General features: G+C 44.1%; 14 protein-coding genes and 1 tRNA gene. 9 read left to right on the top strand and 6 right to left on the bottom strand.

Annotated features, from left to right (window positions below):
• Window positions 1-7 precede the first annotated feature (7 nt).
• Window positions 8-625 (top strand): PAQR family membrane homeostasis protein TrhA, encoded by a 618-nt coding sequence (trhA, locus tag QN395_RS15450; RefSeq protein WP_322119074.1) that lies wholly within the window; start codon window positions 8-10, stop codon window positions 623-625.
• A gap of 383 nt (window positions 626-1008) precedes the next feature.
• On the opposite strand, the gene QN395_RS15455 is transcribed toward trhA, so the two are convergent.
• Window positions 1009-1093, bottom strand: a tRNA-Leu gene (locus QN395_RS15455).
• Window positions 1094-1268: 175 nt separating this feature from the next.
• Here QN395_RS15455 and rnr point away from each other — a divergent pair.
• The 3 genes from rnr (at window position 1269) to cysE (ending at window position 5623) form a co-directional block, all read left to right on the top strand.
• Window positions 1269-3743, top strand: coding sequence for a ribonuclease R (gene rnr / locus QN395_RS15460; protein WP_322119073.1), 2475 nt, complete (start codon window positions 1269-1271; stop codon window positions 3741-3743).
• Window positions 3744-3965: 222 nt separating this feature from the next.
• Window positions 3966-4709, top strand: a complete 744-nt coding sequence (gene rlmB, locus QN395_RS15465; protein WP_322119072.1) for a 23S rRNA (guanosine(2251)-2'-O)-methyltransferase RlmB — start codon at window positions 3966-3968, stop codon at window positions 4707-4709.
• A 170-nt stretch (window positions 4710-4879) separates the two neighbouring features.
• Complete coding sequence (gene cysE, locus QN395_RS15470) at window positions 4880-5623, top strand: serine O-acetyltransferase (RefSeq protein ID WP_323492604.1); 744 nt, start codon at window positions 4880-4882, stop codon at window positions 5621-5623.
• A 239-nt stretch (window positions 5624-5862) separates the two neighbouring features.
• On the opposite strand, the gene QN395_RS15475 is transcribed toward cysE, so the two are convergent.
• The 5 genes from QN395_RS15475 to QN395_RS15495 all read right to left on the bottom strand — a co-directional run bounded on the left by QN395_RS15475 (window position 5863) and on the right by QN395_RS15495 (window position 10185).
• Complete coding sequence (locus QN395_RS15475) at window positions 5863-6672, bottom strand: UDP-2,3-diacylglucosamine diphosphatase (protein WP_322119071.1); 810 nt, start codon at window positions 6670-6672, stop codon at window positions 5863-5865.
• 29 nt (window positions 6673-6701) lie between these two features.
• Window positions 6702-7190, bottom strand: a complete 489-nt coding sequence (locus QN395_RS15480; protein WP_322119070.1) for a peptidylprolyl isomerase — start codon at window positions 7188-7190, stop codon at window positions 6702-6704.
• A 58-nt stretch (window positions 7191-7248) separates the two neighbouring features.
• The gene (locus QN395_RS15485) at window positions 7249-7920 is read right to left on the bottom strand and encodes a peptidylprolyl isomerase (RefSeq protein WP_322119069.1); all 672 of its coding nucleotides are present in this window, start codon (window positions 7918-7920) and stop codon (window positions 7249-7251) included.
• A 16-nt stretch (window positions 7921-7936) separates the two neighbouring features.
• The gene (locus QN395_RS15490; protein ID WP_322119068.1) at window positions 7937-9121 is read right to left on the bottom strand and encodes a L,D-transpeptidase family protein; all 1185 of its coding nucleotides are present in this window, start codon (window positions 9119-9121) and stop codon (window positions 7937-7939) included.
• 83 nt (window positions 9122-9204) lie between these two features.
• Window positions 9205-10185 (bottom strand): tetratricopeptide repeat protein, encoded by a 981-nt coding sequence (locus QN395_RS15495; RefSeq protein WP_323492605.1) that lies wholly within the window; start codon window positions 10183-10185, stop codon window positions 9205-9207.
• Window positions 10186-10445: 260 nt separating this feature from the next.
• Between QN395_RS15495 and cysS the strand changes: the two genes are divergently transcribed.
• The 5 genes from cysS (at window position 10446) to dnaQ (ending at window position 15986) form a co-directional block, all read left to right on the top strand.
• Window positions 10446-11837 carry a cysteine--tRNA ligase gene (cysS, locus tag QN395_RS15500; RefSeq protein WP_323492606.1) on the top strand — a complete coding sequence of 464 codons (1392 nt, stop codon included), beginning with the start codon at window positions 10446-10448 and terminating at the stop codon, window positions 11835-11837.
• The gene (locus QN395_RS15505; protein ID WP_322119065.1) at window positions 11834-12490 is read left to right on the top strand and encodes a DNA-3-methyladenine glycosylase 2 family protein; all 657 of its coding nucleotides are present in this window, start codon (window positions 11834-11836) and stop codon (window positions 12488-12490) included. The genes cysS and QN395_RS15505 overlap by 4 nt, the downstream gene beginning before the upstream one ends.
• A gap of 72 nt (window positions 12491-12562) precedes the next feature.
• Window positions 12563-13537, top strand: coding sequence for an acetyl-CoA carboxylase carboxyltransferase subunit alpha (locus QN395_RS15510; protein ID WP_322119064.1), 975 nt, complete (start codon window positions 12563-12565; stop codon window positions 13535-13537).
• Window positions 13534-14931, top strand: coding sequence for a tRNA lysidine(34) synthetase TilS (tilS, locus tag QN395_RS15515; RefSeq protein WP_322119063.1), 1398 nt, complete (start codon window positions 13534-13536; stop codon window positions 14929-14931). The genes QN395_RS15510 and tilS overlap by 4 nt, the downstream gene beginning before the upstream one ends.
• A gap of 326 nt (window positions 14932-15257) precedes the next feature.
• Window positions 15258-15986 (top strand): DNA polymerase III subunit epsilon, encoded by a 729-nt coding sequence (dnaQ, locus tag QN395_RS15520; protein WP_322119062.1) that lies wholly within the window; start codon window positions 15258-15260, stop codon window positions 15984-15986.
• Window positions 15987-16313: the final 327 nt, after the last annotated feature.

Raw genomic sequence — 16313 nt, forward strand, 5'->3', positions numbered from 1 at the left:
ATAACCTATGCATTACGGTGAACGTTTCAATAGTATCAGCCATACAGTCGGCGCCGCTTTGGCTGCTATAGGCGGTACTGTCTTAATCGTACTCGCAGCAAAATCTGGTGATCCTTGGAAAATAGTTAGCTTCAGTATTTATACCGCTACCTTATTGATTCTTTATCTAGCGTCCACGCTTTACCACAGCCTGCGTGGAGGAGCTAAAAATGTGTTTCAAAAATTTGATTACTGTGCAATTTACTTATTGATTGCCGGAAGCTACACGCCGTTCACTCTGGTGACCTTGCGTGGTGCTTGGGGATGGACCTTGTTTGGCGTAGTCTGGGGCTTAGCGTTGGCCGGTATTCTTCAGGAAATATGGCTGGCTAAAGGCGCGCGCATCATGTCGCTGATCATTTATGTAATGATGGGCTGGTTGGCATTGATCGGCATTAAGCCTTTATTCACTGCGCTAGGCACATATGGTTTTGCATGGCTTGCTGCAGGAGGGCTGTTTTATACTTTAGGAATTGGTTTTTATGCTACCGATCACAAGGTGAAGCATGGCCATGGCGTATGGCATCTTTTTGTTTTGGCTGGCAGTATTTGCCACTATGTTGCAGTTTTATTTTACGTTGCTTAGTGATCGTAGGTAAAAAACTGATAGATTAAATTTCTCTAGTAATCAATATGTTATCTGAAGAGCAGATGAGATAAAAAGCTAGGAGATGTATAAATAAAACGATAGTTTTAGATGGGCTTGAGCAAAGATCGGGGTTGATCTTTAGATCGATCACATTTGCTTCGCTTGTGTCATCAATGAGTCGTGTATTCGCAGTTATAATCTTAAAACCGTTCGCTGAACAGATGAGATTTCTCCTCAATCAACTCAGCGACCAAATACTCGATGTGTAATGCATTGAGTAGAAGCTAGGAGCGGTGTTGAGCGAAAGCGAAAATGCAAACGAATTTAGTCATCCAAATAGCAAAAAGCCTCGTTGAAAAATCAACGAGGCTTAAAATACTTGGTGCCCACGGAGGGACTCGAACCCCCACACCCGAAGGCACATGGACCTGAACCATGCGCGTCTACCAATTCCGCCACGTGGGCAACGAAAGACGTGATTATAGAGTATCCGCGTACTAAGTCAATAGCTTGGCCAGTTCAGGGACGTAAGATAGAGAGTAAAGTTAGGCAATTTGCTTGCGCTCCGGTAAACTAAGTACTTCCTGTAAAAGTGACAGGAACCCATTTTTAATCATACTGAAGAAAAGATTTTCAACTCTTGAATAAACATTCCTACCCCATTCCAAGCCGCGAGGAAATTCTCGGCATCCTGCGCACCTCGAGCTCGAAGCAACAGGTGGAGACGATTGCAGACCAACTAGGCGTAAAACCTGAGGAGCTTGACGGCATGGTGCGACGATTAAACGCGATGGAAAGAGATGGGCAGGTCAAGCAAGATAAGTCTGGAAACTACACGCTTGCCAATCAGGATAATTTTATTTCCGGTCGGGTTAGTAGCCATCGCGATGGTTATGGGTTTTTAACGCCAGAAGACGGTAGCGAAGATTTGTTTTTGCCAGAAAGAGAAATGCAACGCGTATTACATGGTGATCGCGTCACCGCACGTGTTGTCGGCACAGACCGGCGAGGTCGCCTGGAAGGCGGCATTATCGAAATTTTAGAGCGTGCTAATACCCATATCATTGGACGGTTGCTCAATGAGAATGGCGTGTGGATCGTTGCTCCAGAAGATAAACGATTTAGTCAGGATATTTTGCTTGCGGGTTCGCCTGGCAAAGCTAAATCGGGACAAGTTGTTAGCGTAGAACTGACCGAACAACCGACTAAATATGCACAAGCAGTTGGCCGCATTGTTGAGGTATTAGGCGACGTTGATGATCCCGGAATGGAAATCGAAATCGCCGTCAGAAAATTTGGCGTACCGCATGAGTTTTCTGAATCAGCAAAAAAAGCAGCCAGTAAATTGCCTTCCGAGATCCGCGATGCTGATTTGGTTGATCGTGTTGATTTGCGCGATATCCCGCTGGTAACCATTGATGGTGAAGACGCACGTGACTTTGATGATGCCGTCTATTGCGAAGCCATTAAAACTGGTCGATCAAAAGGCTATCGTCTGATTGTTGCGATTGCCGATGTTAGTCATTACGTCAAACCAAATGACGCACTCGATCAAGATGCATTATTACGCAGTACATCGGTTTACTTCCCGCGCCGGGTTATCCCGATGCTACCGGAAAAATTGTCGAACGGATTGTGCTCGCTTAACCCTGATGTGGATCGATTGACTTTAGTCTGCGATATGGTGATTTCTCTCGACGGGGAAGTGACAGCGTATCAATTTTATCCATCTGTTATTCATTCTTCCGCTCGCTTTACTTACACAGAAGTCGCTGCAATTTTAGGTAATACCAAAGGTCCGGAGGCAAACAAACGTCTGACCTTAGTACCGCACTTATTGGATTTATACGACTGTTTCCAGGCATTGTTAAAAGCCCGCCATCGTCGTGGTGCAATTGATTTTGAGACGACGGAAACCTATATCGTTTGCAATGCCGCCGGCAAGATAGAAAAAATTCTGCCGCGTACTCGCAATGATGCGCACAAGCTGATCGAAGAATGCATGTTGGCTGCCAATGTATGTGCTGCTAATTTGCTGGAGACATACAAGCAACCGGGAACCTATCGCATTCATGCAGGACCGACCAAAGAAAAACTGACGCAAGTCAGAAACTTCTTAAAGCAAGTCGGCCTTAATTTAACGGGTGGGGATAAACCATCCGCCTCTGATTATGCTGAACTCATGGGCAAAATCAAAGGGCGTCCAGACTCCAGTTTGCTGCAAACCATGTTGCTGCGCTCTATGCAACAAGCGGTCTACAGCCCGGATAATATCGGCCATTTTGGTTTGTCCTATGACGCTTATGCGCATTTCACCAGCCCGATCCGACGTTATCCTGATCTGTTGACGCATAGAGCGATCAAAGCCATTTTGTTAGGCAAAAAATATGAGCCAAAAGGGATAGATACCAGCTTGCTCAATACGACGGTTTCTAATGCCGCGCGCAAACAGCAAATTATTGATAAGGCTGCTGGTAAAAAGCCCAAAGCAGAGCAAGATCTGACCATTTGGGATGCTCTTGGTGTGCATTGCTCTGCAAATGAGCGCAGAGCAGATGAAGCGTCCCGCGACGTGGAAGCCTGGCTGAAATGTTATTTCATCAGGAATAAACTCGGTGAAGAATTTAGCGGCACTATTTCGGGCGTAACGCAGTTTGGTATTTTCGTGCAATTGGATGATATTTATATCGAAGGCTTGGTGCATATTACTGAACTTGGTGCTGATTATTTTCAGTTCGATGATGCACGTCACGAGTTGCGTGGTGAGCGCACGGGCAAGCGTTATCAATTAGCAGACAAAATCAAAGTGCAGGTAAGCCGGGTTGATCTCGACGCACGCAAAATTGATTTGGCAATCGTACCAGCCAGCGGTGCTGCTGCTCGCATTGCACCAGCGGCAGATGCCCGTGGTAATTCAGGCGCTACTGAGCGCGCTAAAGCAGGTAAAGCCAGCGTAGGTAAAGCTGGCGTGAAGACAAATAAGGCAAGTGCAAAAGCGCCGAATAAAACCGCAGCTAAAGCCGCTAGTCCGGCTGCGAATTCGCGTTCCGGTAAGCCTGCAACCACCGAACGCGCACCTCGCGCAGCATCTAGGAGCGGCAAAAAGAAACGGTAAAAGAAACAGTAAAAGAAATGATCAATTCCTGCATCAAAAAGCACGTAATTGAAGGTGCTTAAGTAAAACAGATATGCACACGATATGTTGGATTTGCTGCAAATGTAGTAAGTGCGACAAACATAGTAAGTTTCTGACGTAGTAAATATTCCGTGTGATCTGTGGTACATGGAATGAACGCCCCATTTAGTTGAACAAAGAAATAAATTAAAGAAGTAAATAATGAAAAATAAAATGATTTTTGGTTTCCATGCTGTGACATCTCGTATTCGTCATGAGGCGTCCTCAGTAGAAGAAATTTACGTGGATTCTTCGCGTGTTGATGGCCGTATGAAAGACCTGTTAAGTGCAGCAAAAGCAGCAGGTGTGCGTATTATTCCGGCAGATGATCAGCGTTTATCCAATATTGTCGGCACTCGCCGTCATCAAGGTGTTGTGGCAAAAGCAGGTGAGTTATCTTTAGCACGCAATTTGGATGAATTATTGGATGCAATTGAAGGCCCACCCTTATTGCTCATCTTGGATGGCATCACCGATCCGCATAATCTGGGCGCATGTTTACGGGTGGCTGATGGTGCCGGTGCACACGCAGTCATTGCGCCAAAAGACCGGGCTGTTGGTTTAAACGCGACTGCAGCCAAAGTCGCCAGCGGCGCGGCAGAGACGGTGCCGTACATCACAGTAACGAATCTGGCGCGTACTTTGCGTGAATTAAAAGAACGCGACATCATGTTGGTTGGTACTTCTGATGAAGTGGATAAGACGATTTACGACGTTGATTTTAAGGGCGGTATTGCGATCGTTATGGGGTCGGAAGGCGAGGGCATGCGCCGCTTGACTAGAGAAACCTGCGATGCATTGGTTAGTATTCCAATGTTTGGTTCGGTTGAAAGTTTAAATGTCTCAGTTGCCTCTGGCTTGTGTCTATACGAAGCTCGTAGACAGCGTTTGCCGGGTGTCCGATAATATTCTTGTCTCTATATCGACATTTCTTTAGCGGTGCTCTGATCTCTTCATCTTAGCGCGGACTCCTCAGGAGTTCGTTTAGTGTCGGCAGGAATTTTCTGGACGCGCTAAGATGCATCTCCCTTTTGGTTTCTGCCATTCTCATTCTTTTATTTTTTACAGATCACATCATGTTTAGCCGCTTGCGCGAAGATATCGCCAACATCATCCAACGAGATCCTGCTGCCCGCAATACTTGGGAGGTCGTGACTTGTTATCCAGGCTTTCATGCAATCTTGATGCATGGTTGGGCAAAGTGGTGCTGGACTCGTGGTTTGAAGTGGCTGGGGCGTTTTATTGCCCATTTGGCGCGCATCGTGACTGGCATAGAAATCCATCCGGGCGCAACCATAGGACGCAGAGTTTTTATCGATCATGGTTTTGGTGTTGTGATTGGTGAGACCGCGGAGATCGGTGACGAATGCACGATCTATCAGGGAGTGACTTTAGGTGGGACCTCACTCTCTAAAGGCGCTAAGCGGCATCCGACTTTAGAACCAGGTGTGATTGTCGGTGCCGGTGCTAAAGTGCTAGGTGGTTTTACGATTGGTGCAGGTGCCAAAATTGGTTCTAATTCTGTCGTGGTTAAACCCGTGCCAGCTGGCGCAACTGCCGTCGGTAATCCGGCTCATATCGTAAAAAAAGAATCCGCGTCCGATGCTGGTACAGGCAATTTGTTTAGTGCCTATGGTGTAACGTCGAACGGTGATGATCCGATTTCTAAAGTGCTACATAAGTTGATCGACCATGCCGCCGCACAGCAAGAGCAAATAGAAAAATTAACCATCGCACTTGCCAGTGCAGGCATCGCCTGCGAGCAACAAGCGGCCACCGATAAGCTCAATCCAGAACAAATTAATAGTTTGGTTGATTGATCTGAGGCGATTATTCTATTTTTATAGGACTTACGCAAAATCGATAATGTACTTTTTCTTTTCTTACAGAGCTAAAATAACTTAGTCGGCCAGACCCTGGAAATATCAATCAAAAATGGCATTGAATTACATGTCGGATTGATATACTCCCCCTTAAATTCGTCAAAATAGCCATATTGACCAGGTTATTATTGGACGTTTAAATATACTGTATAGGAGTATATTTAAGATGAGAGTATTCAGCTCGCTTTAGATGGAGTGCCAATGCGTGTTCCATCAAACTGATAACTGACGAATTCTCCATTGTCGTAGAGCGCAAGCCAGCCACCACGAGCTAGCTCCGTTATGCCTACATCGCAATCCCAATCAGGTAAGACATAGCGTGTAGTTTGTCCGTGCTGGTGTATTGCAGGCCTGTGTGTGTGGCCATGAATCATGATCTTCGCGCCGGTCTCTGAGAAAAGCTTTTCTATCGCTGCTTGATTGACATCCATGATCGCAAGGCTTTTGCCTTTTTGTTCCATCTTGCTGTCTTTACGCATACCTTCAATAATAGCTTTGCGCTGTGTCAGTGGCATGTTGAGAAACTGTGTTTGCCACGCCGTTTGACGTACTTGATTGCGAAACGCTATATAAGCAACATCGTCAGTACATTGCGCGTCACCGTGGGCAATCACTATTTGCTTACCAGCCAGCGTAATCACGCTTGGGTCAGGTAGTAATTGAGCGCCGGTTGCCTCTGCAAATAGATCGCCAATTAAAAAATCCCGATTGCCAGCGATCCAGAAGATCTCTGTTCCGGTATCGTTCACTGCGCGTAGAGCGTCGACTATTTTTTGATTATAGTCATCGACAATATCGTCATCGCCTGCCCAATATTCAAACAAATCACCCAACAAAAATAATTGTTTTGCTTGAGGTGCCTGCGTTTTTAAAAACGCAAAAAAAGCCTGGCTAGTTTTTGGGAGTGATGCGCGTAAATGCACATCAGAAGCAAAAAGCGCAACCAAAGTTGGCTGCGCTTTTGAGTGGTTATGTGGAGCGATCACTATCGACTAATTTCTTTTCGTTTAATGATTTAAACGATTTCTGCTTTTTCAATCAAAACATTTTCTACCGGCACATCTTGGAACATGCCGGTACGGGTTGTTTTAACCGATTTGATTTTATCTACAATATCCTTACCTTCTGTCACTGTGCCAAAGACACAATAGCCCCAGCCATCTTGTCCAGGATAATCCAGAAAACTGTTATTGCCAGTATTAATGAAGAACTGCGCAGAAGCAGAATGAGGGTCCCCAGTACGCGCCATTGCGATGGTGTAGTGTTGGTTTTTCAAACCATTTTTTGCTTCATTTTCAATCGGAGCATTAGTCGGTTTTTGCTTCATGCCTGGCTCAAAGCCACCGCCTTGGATCATAAAGCCGTCGATAACGCGGTGAAAAATCGTGCCGCTGTAGTGGCCGGACTCGACATAGGCGATAAAGTTAGCGACTGTTTTAGGCGCTTTTTCGGCATCGAGTTCGATTGTGATATTGCCATGATTGGTGGTCAGAATAACGGCCATGATAGTCCTTGATAAGTAAAGATGAAGAGGTTTTATTAGGTAGATACTTGATTGTATATTATTTGATTAGCTTGGCAGATTCTATAATGATGGGACGATTGGGGACGTTTTCCATCATGCCTGAACTACTGGTTTCGACTGCTTTGATTTTATTCACTACGTCCATGCCGCTAATAACTTTGCCAAAAACAGCATAACCAGCGGTGGCTAACAAGGCCTCTGCACGTGGCGCTTTGGTCAGATTGCCTCTGCGACTAAATTCTACAGGATCACCTTCTGGTAATACCTGATGATTTAAAAATTCGTTATCGTTGACGTTAATAAAAAATTGGGCTGTCGCCGAATTAGGATCATTGGTGCGTGCCATAGCAACGGTGCCTACATCATTTTTCCAGCCAGCCTCTAAGGACTGACGTGCCTCTAACGCGATAGGCTTATTGGTTGATTTTTCTTTCATGTTTTTATCAAAACCGCCACCTTGGATCATGAAGTTATCAATCACACGATGAAAAATCGTACCGTTGTAATGGCCTGCTTTGACATAACGGATAAAATTTTCTACCGTTTTGGGCGCCGCTTCAGGATGTAATTCCAACACAATTTCACCCAAATTCGTTTTCAATGCCACTTTGGGAAAGTCTTGCGCGACGGCGAATGTGGTATTTAAAGCCAGAACGGATCCAGCCAATAAAGATAATAAAGAGAGGGCGCGACGGCGGTTGTATGACATAGTTTTCCTTGGCTGGTTAAACTTGCGCTTCATAGATAATTCTCCACTTGGCAGCTTCTTTGATCCAATACTGACGTTTACGTACGCTACTTTTACTTTTACCTGCAATCGTTTCCTGAGTAAAGGTACTGACGATTAACTCATCTTTGCCTGGGTAGCGGAATTGCGTTATCTCTTTCAGCTTGACAGACAAATGCTGTAAGCCCTCAATCGCTTGTTGCTGTTTTGGAAACCAGGCGTTGAGATTGTCGCCCTGCATGGTCTTAAAATTTCTTGAATAATTATTCAGCAGACGATTCGGATTTTGACTTTCTAAATCCGAACGCCAGTCTTCTAACATTTTACTGGCAGATTGTTTCTCTACATTCCATTTTGCTGCTGTCAAAAATTCTAATTGCTCGCTGATGATCACAGGCGTTTTGCCGATGTCGATCATGGCAGCGATTTTTAAAAAATCAGGATTAGTTAAAACAACGCAGCCATCAGATGCCATAGGCGGTCGACTAAAATTTTCTGATGGAACACCGTGCAGCCAAATGCCTGATCCGCTGCGGCCATTGATTTTATCCCATTCGTTTGGATAGTTAATTGGTAGCGCGCCAGGGCCATAAAAGTCAGGGAGTTTAGAGCCCGACAGATGACTCGTAATGTAATAGACACCTATCGGCGTTTTTTGATCGCCTTCTTTTGATTTATTGATGCCAAACTTGCCTTGGCTGACATAAAAATCGGTGAGGAATTTAAGTTGACCGTGTTCGTTTTCATATAAGTACAGGCGTGATTTTTTTGCGTCAACTAGTAATACTTGTTTTTGATCTTCTCTGAGTTGCAGAATATTTCGTGGCATTAGACTAGGATCTGGTTTTTCACGAATTGCTTTTATTCGGACAATCGCTTCGTCACGCAGATCTTTGAGTTTTTCTGCCGATCCGTTTGAGCTGCCACCAAAGCTATTCACCGAGCGGGTATGCATCAAGAGTAAATCGCCGCGTATCAAATGCCCTAATTGGAAATTTGGATAGGCTTCTATCAGATCATCCGCTTTTAACTGCGCCTCTTGCAAGTGATTCGCGGCAAGACTTTTATACACTTCAATTAATAAAATATCTGGATCAGGCAGGTGCTGAGTGGCATCGGCAGACGCTGTTTTCTCAGCGCGTGACTTAGCATGAAGTAATGATGGCACTGTGAAAAGTGACATCGTTATCAACAATAAAAAACTCAAACAAAAGTATTGTCTAACTTTGAGCAGACGAGAATAAAAAAACACAGCAGAGCGATACATCAGCTACCCGCACGCTCCTGCTTGATGAGCCATTTCCCATCCTGTTTTACCAGCGCTAAGGTTTTGCGACTATTGGCTGTCAGTTGGTCAGAGCTATAAATTTGACGGAATTTTACGGTCGCATTGTTACCATCAATACTGACTTTAGCTGATTCAATCTTGACGTTAATATGACCTTTGCCCTCAATCCTGGCGCGACGTTCTTCGGCCCAAGCTTTGCGGGTTTCACCTTTGGGAGTATCGAAGTCTTTGGCGTAATGGGCAAGATATGCACTGGTATCTTTACTACTCCATGCTTTTGCCCAGCTTTCTACTACTTTCAAAGCGTCATCCTGATCATTATTTGTTGCGGTGACAACCGGTTTTGCTTCTACTTTTGGATCGGTTTTTGGAACCGCTTTAGTCTCAACTTTTGCTGTTTTAACCGGGTCTGGTTCTGCTTTAGCCGGCGCGACTTTAGTTGGATTTGCTGCAGCGACGGCAGACGTGCTGCTTGCTGCTTTAGGATTGGTGCCGCCTGTCGTATTGCCAATCAGATTTTTGACCAGCGTCAGTTTTAGTTTCGCACCGCTGTTTGCAGAATCAAGTTGCAAGGCTTTATCGTAAGATTGACTTGCTAATTTCGCGTAGACATCACCTAAATTCTCATGCGCTGTGCCATAAGTAGGATTGGTCCGAATCGCCATTTCTAACGATGCTCTGGCTTTATCGTATTGTCCTGTGGAGGCATACAATACTGCCAGATTATTATAAGGTTCTGGCAACTCAGGGTAATCGTCGGTCAACTTGGAAAATACCGCAATCGCTTCTGATGATTTATTTTGATCAGTCAGAATCAAACCTTTAAGAAAGCGTAATTGAGCGTCTTTAGGGCGTTGGACTAATAATGCGTCCAGTTTTGCAGAGGCCTCTACCGTTTGTCCAGCACGAAACATTTTAGAAATATCCGATGCGTCATCCGCAAAAGATGGCGATGACATCAGCGCCAAAGACAGGCTTGATAACGCAAAAACACTTTTAAAGATGTGGCGCATAGTAAATGGACTTGGTTTCATTAGTGAACAGAGGAACATCGCTTCGGCAATGTTATACTGAGTATAAAGCGACATCTTAACAAAGATGCGCACAAAATGGGTTTTTGACACGCTTTAGCTTTAACAAGTAAACATGCCGACAACGGAGTTTATTTGCTTAATGCCATTGCGCGCAATCATCTTGCAAAACAATTTACACGCAGCTCATGACTAAACAAAAAATATACAACACCCTGACTCGCGAAAAGCAAATCTTCGTCCCGATTGAACCTGGCAAAATTCGTATGTATGTATGCGGTATGACGGTTTATGACTATTGTCATTTAGGGCATGCGCGCGTGATGGTCGTATTTGATATGGTGCAGCGCTGGTTGAGAAATTCTGGTTTTGATGTGACCTATGTACGCAATATCACAGATATCGACGACAAAATCATCAAACGCGCAGTTGAGAACGGTGAAACAATTTCACAACTGACCGGTCGTTTTATCAATTATATGAATGAGGATGCTGAGGCCTTAGGTGTGCAGGCACCTGATTATGCGCCGCGGGCAACGCAATATATTCCACAAATGCTTAATTTGATTGGCAAGTTGGAAGCAAATGGTTTGGCGTATAAAGCAACTGATGGCGATGTTAATTATTCTGTTCGTGACTTTGCTGGGTATGGCAAGTTATCGGGTAAGTCATTAGACGATCTGCGCGCTGGTGAGAGAATCGATATTAATACCGGTAAACGTGACCCTTTGGATTTCGTGCTTTGGAAGTCCGCTAAAGAAACCGAACCTGAAGAAGTGAAATGGCAATCGCCATGGGGAACGGGACGACCGGGCTGGCATATTGAATGCTCAGCAATGGCAGGCGATTTATTGGGTGAGCAATTTGATATCCATGGTGGCGGGCAAGATTTGCAGTTCCCTCATCATGAAAACGAAATTGCCCAGTCTGAGGGCGCTCATCAGCATACTTTCGTTAATTATTGGATGCATAACGGGTTTGTGCGTTTGGACAACGAAAAAATGTCTAAATCGTTGGGCAACTTTTTTACGATCCGTGATGTTCTAAAAAAATATGACCCGGAAGTGGTTCTTTTCTTCATATTAAGAGCGCATTATCGTAGCCCACTAAATTATTCTGATGCGCATTTGGATGATGCAAAATCAGCTTTGACTCGTTTGTACAATGCTTTAAAAGAAATACCAGGTGACGCATTACCTCTGGATCTGAGTGATGCCTACGCCGAACGTTTTGCTGACGCAATGTTGGATGATTTCAATACGCCAATTGCAATCTCTGTCTTGTTTGACTTGGCAAATGACCTGAATAAAACGAAATCCCCTATACTTGCGCGACAATTAAAAGCCTTAGCTGGAACTATAGGCTTGCTACAACGCTCGCCAAGCGAGTATTTGCATGCATCTCCCCAAATTTTGAATGACAACGATATGACCCAGATCCAGTCAAGGATTGATGCGCGTACTGCGGCTAAAATAGCAAAGAATTTTGCTGAATCCGACCGGCTTCGTAACGAACTTTTAGCTGAGGGCATTATTCTTGAGGACAAAGCTGGTGGTTTGACCGAATGGCGCAGGGCATGAGTGTTATCGAAAAAATAGGTCTTTCATCTAAAGATATGCCGCAAGTACCAGCATATTGGGAGAGTGCAAAAGTTGAGTTGATGAAGCGCGATAGAATTATGCGCAAATTGATCCCTCAATTTGGCGATTTGTATCTAATTGGTCGCGATGACCCTTTTACAACCCTCACTCGCTCTATTTTAGCTCAGCAAATTTCGGTAAAATCCGCAGATGCTTTATGGCAACGCTTTCTCGAACTTTGCCCAAAATGTACATATGTACAAGTGTTGAAAGTCGGGAGCGATAAATTGCTTGCCTGCGGCTTGTCCAAACGCAAAACAGAATATATTCTTGACCTTGCTGAGCATTTTAAAGAGAAAAGACTGCACGTCGATAAATGGGCGGAGATGGCCGACGAAGACGTCATTTCAGAGTTAATACAAATTCGGGGCATAGGACGCTGGACAGCAGAGATGTTTTTGATATTTAATCTGCTCCGTCCGAATATTTTGCCTTTGGATGATCCCGGATTACTTAAAGGCATTAGTACTAACTATTTTTCCGGTGAGCCCGTTTCTCGCAGTGATGCAAGAGAGGTGGCTGCAAACTGGGGCACTTGGTGCACGGTTGCAACTTGGTATTTATGGCGCAGCCTTGATCCGGTAGCAGAATAATATTTTAAAGTTAAGAAACAGCGGCTTGGTTTTGACTAATGTTGAGATCAATGTTGTCAATTGGGAGTCACAATGACTAAAACGACATTTCTGGGGTTTGAGCAATCTATTGCAGAGCTCGAAACAAAAATTGAAGAATTGCGCTTTGTGCAAGATGATTCTGCAGTAGATATTTCTGAAGAGATCGACCGGCTCTCTAAAAAGAGCCAGATGTTGACCAAAGATATTTATGCAAAACTCACTCCTTGGCAAGTTTCACAAATTTCTCGTCATCCGCAACGTCCTTATACGATGGACTATGTGAATCAAATATTCACGGATTTCCATGAGTTACACGGCGACCGTAGTTTTGCAGATGATCAGGCAATTGTTGGTGGATTGGCTCGTTTTAACGGACAGTCTTGCATGGTAATCGGGCATCAAAAAGGACGCGACACAAAAGAACGCGCAATGCGTAACTTCGGTATGCCGAAGCCAGAGGGCTACAGAAAAGCCATGCGTCTGATGAAGCTGGCTGAGAAATTTAATATTCCCGTATTTACTTTTATCGATACCACGGGTGCCTGGCCTGGGATTGACGCTGAAGAACGCGGACAGTCTGAGGCTATTGGCCACAATTTGTATGTGATGGCAGAGTTAAAAGTGCCACTGATCGCAACTATTATCGGCGAGGGTGGTTCTGGTGGCGCGTTGGCATTGGCGGTTGGCGATGCAGTATTGATGCTGCAATATGCAACTTATTCAGTGATTTCGCCTGAGGGCTGTGCTTCTATTTTATGGAAAACTTCTGACCGTGCTGCGGATGCGGCTGAGGCATTAGGTCTTACAGCGCATCGATTAAAAGCGATGGGTTTGATCGATAAAATTATCAATGAGCCTTTAGGCGGCGCGCATCGCGACCCTAAGCAAATGTGTGCTTTCGTAAAGCGTGCATTAGCAGATACTTTGCGTCAATTTCAAGGTGTTAAAACCAAAGATTTATTGGCAGCACGTCATGAAAAATTGATGAGCTATGGTAAGTTCAAGGAAACTAAACTGTCAGAATGACGGCGACCAAAAATGAGCGTACGTTGGCTTATCATTTTGAACGCACGCTTAACGAGATACTTTCTAAAAATGCGTTGTCTTTGCCGGAACAAGGCTTGGCTGTCGCTTATAGCGGCGGTTTAGATTCTTCAGTCTTACTCGCTTTGGCAAATCAGTTTTGCCAGAAGCATAAAATCCCACTTTTTGCATTTCATGTACACCATGGTTTAAGCATTAACGCCGATGCTTGGCTCAGACATTGCGCATCGGTTTGTGCTTTGTCAGGTGTTACTTTTGCTGGCGTCAAAGTCATAGTGGATCGGCAAAGCAAGGATGGTATCGAATCCTCTGCACGTGAGGCACGCTATAAAGCGCTAGGTGCTTTATGCCAAGAACGACAACTACCTATTATCCTGACGGCGCATCATCAAGACGATCAGGCCGAAACTGTATTGCTACAGTTATTACGTGGCTCTGGTGTTGCTGGGCTATCCGGGATGGATTTATCTAATAAAGCACCTAAATTGTTAGGGTCTGATACCGTCATGTTGGCCAGGCCCTTGCTTAGAGTGACGCGACAAAGCTTGTTAGACTATTCCGAGGAAGCAACGATTGCTTATGTCGACGACGAATCTAATGCAGATCAGCGTTATGCCCGAAATGCCTTACGACATCAGGTGATGCCCGTCTTATCGGTGATTTCGCCAGGCTACACTGAACGCTTGGCAAGAAGTGCCTCCCACGCCCAGTCAACAAACCGATTACTGACGGAATTAGCGCGGCAAGATAGAAGTGTCTGCGAAATAGATGGCGCATTGGATATTAATTTGTTGCGCAATTACAGCGCTGACCGCATCGATAATTTATTGCGATTTTGGCTGGGAGAGCAGGGCGTGCGCATGCCAACCACCGCCAGGCTAACAGAAATGCGACATCAGCTTTTTGATGGGCGAGACGACGCAAAAATTAGTGTCTTTCACGATACGTTGGGGATTCATCGATACAAGAATAAGATTTACGCTTCCCCGAAAGATGTTGTAAAAGGCAGTGAGATAACTCCAATACAATTTAGTTGGAATGGCGAGCCCAGCATCCCATTTCTCAGTTACGGTGGAACCTTATATTTTGAAGAGTGTTCTACGGGAGTTGATCTGACTTGGTTAAAGCAACAAGTTTTGACTATACATCCTCGCCAAGGTGGTGAGCGCTTGAAGTTGGCATTTAATCGGCCAACCAGAGATATCAAAAGTCATTACCAAACCTTGAAAATCCCATTTTGGCAACGAGAACGTTTGCCATTTATATCTGCTGGAAGCAAACTCTTGTTTGCTGCTGGTGTCGGCATGGAGTCCGCATTTTTCACAGACGATGCAAACGTAAAAATCTGTATCAAGTGGGAATCTGATGCTAATTAACCGAGCACGTAAAAGAATCAAAGTTTAAGAGTGAGGTACCAAAATATACGCGGTGTTTATTCTGGTTTATGCTGTCGTCGATGCGTAAATTTAGATGATTATATTTATACTCCCGGTATGTATATTAGGTCGTCCATATAATCATTGAGGTAGCAGCCATTTTTTGGAATTATGATGGGGAGTATAGTTAGTTTTCCTTAGATTTAATGCGAGAAAGTTATCTAAATTTTCCTGATCTCATCTAATTGATTTAAAAAAAATTACGTAGTTTTAAATACTATTGCTATCAATTAGATAATATTAATAAAAATAATGACGAGTATGAAATGACAAATATCAAGCGACAAATTGTTTTAGATACGGAAACAACAGGACTCAACGCCAGAACTGGCGACAGAGTGATTGAGATTGGTTGCGTAGAATTAGTTAACCGCAAGCTAACTGGCAATAATTTTCATCGCTACATTAATCCTGAACGTGACTCGGAAGAGGGCGCGTTAGCCGTTCATGGATTGACAACAGAGTTCTTAAGCGACAAGCCTAAATTTGCAGAAATTGTCCAAGAGTTTTGCGCTTATATTAAAGATGCAGAAGTTGTTATCCATAATGCACCGTTTGACGTCGGTTTTCTTAATGCCGAGTTTCTCCGCCTTAATTTGCCTGTCTTTACCGACTATGTAGAGCAAGTTACTGACACATTAGTGCAGGCAAAGGAGTTGCATCCAGGAAAGCGTAACTCTCTCGATGCCCTCTGTACTCGCTATGACGTTTCTAATTCGCACCGAAAACTCCACGGAGCATTATTAGATGCCGAGTTATTGGCGGATGTGTTCCTGGCGATGTCTCGTGGGCAAAATAGTTTTGCTATAGAGACTGAAGTGGAAGAAAAAGTGTCTGTGGTAGAGGAGATACTTCCAGACATTCCGCTGCAAGGCGTTATTGTTGTTTGCGCCTCTGATGATGAGCTTGCTGCACATGAGACCTTGTTGGTCGGTTTAGGTAAAGAAGTGCGTGGCCAAAGTATTTGGCATTCAAATAGTCAAACAGCAGAATAAATCTCTGCATTGACTGCAATTTTTAATTGCACATGATTATATTTTCAACTTTTGTCAGTAGTTCATCCCTCCACAATTCCAAATCCATACAAATTAATAATAAAAAATCATTGATTTGTATGGTTTTCGGCATGTTTTGTTGCAAGCAAGCGATTTCTTCCAAAATATTTTTCAATTTTTTACTAAAGTTTTGGATTTTTGCGTCGTTAAACAAACATAGATAAATAAAAAAATATTTTTAATAAACCCTAAAGTTATTGATTTCGGTGCCGTTAATAGTATTGAAGATAGAGCAAAGTATATTAATTTTTTACCTAAGTTCTTGAT

Source organism: Undibacterium sp. RTI2.2 (assembly GCF_035018705.1).
Taxonomy (GTDB): domain Bacteria; phylum Pseudomonadota; class Gammaproteobacteria; order Burkholderiales; family Burkholderiaceae_D; genus Undibacterium.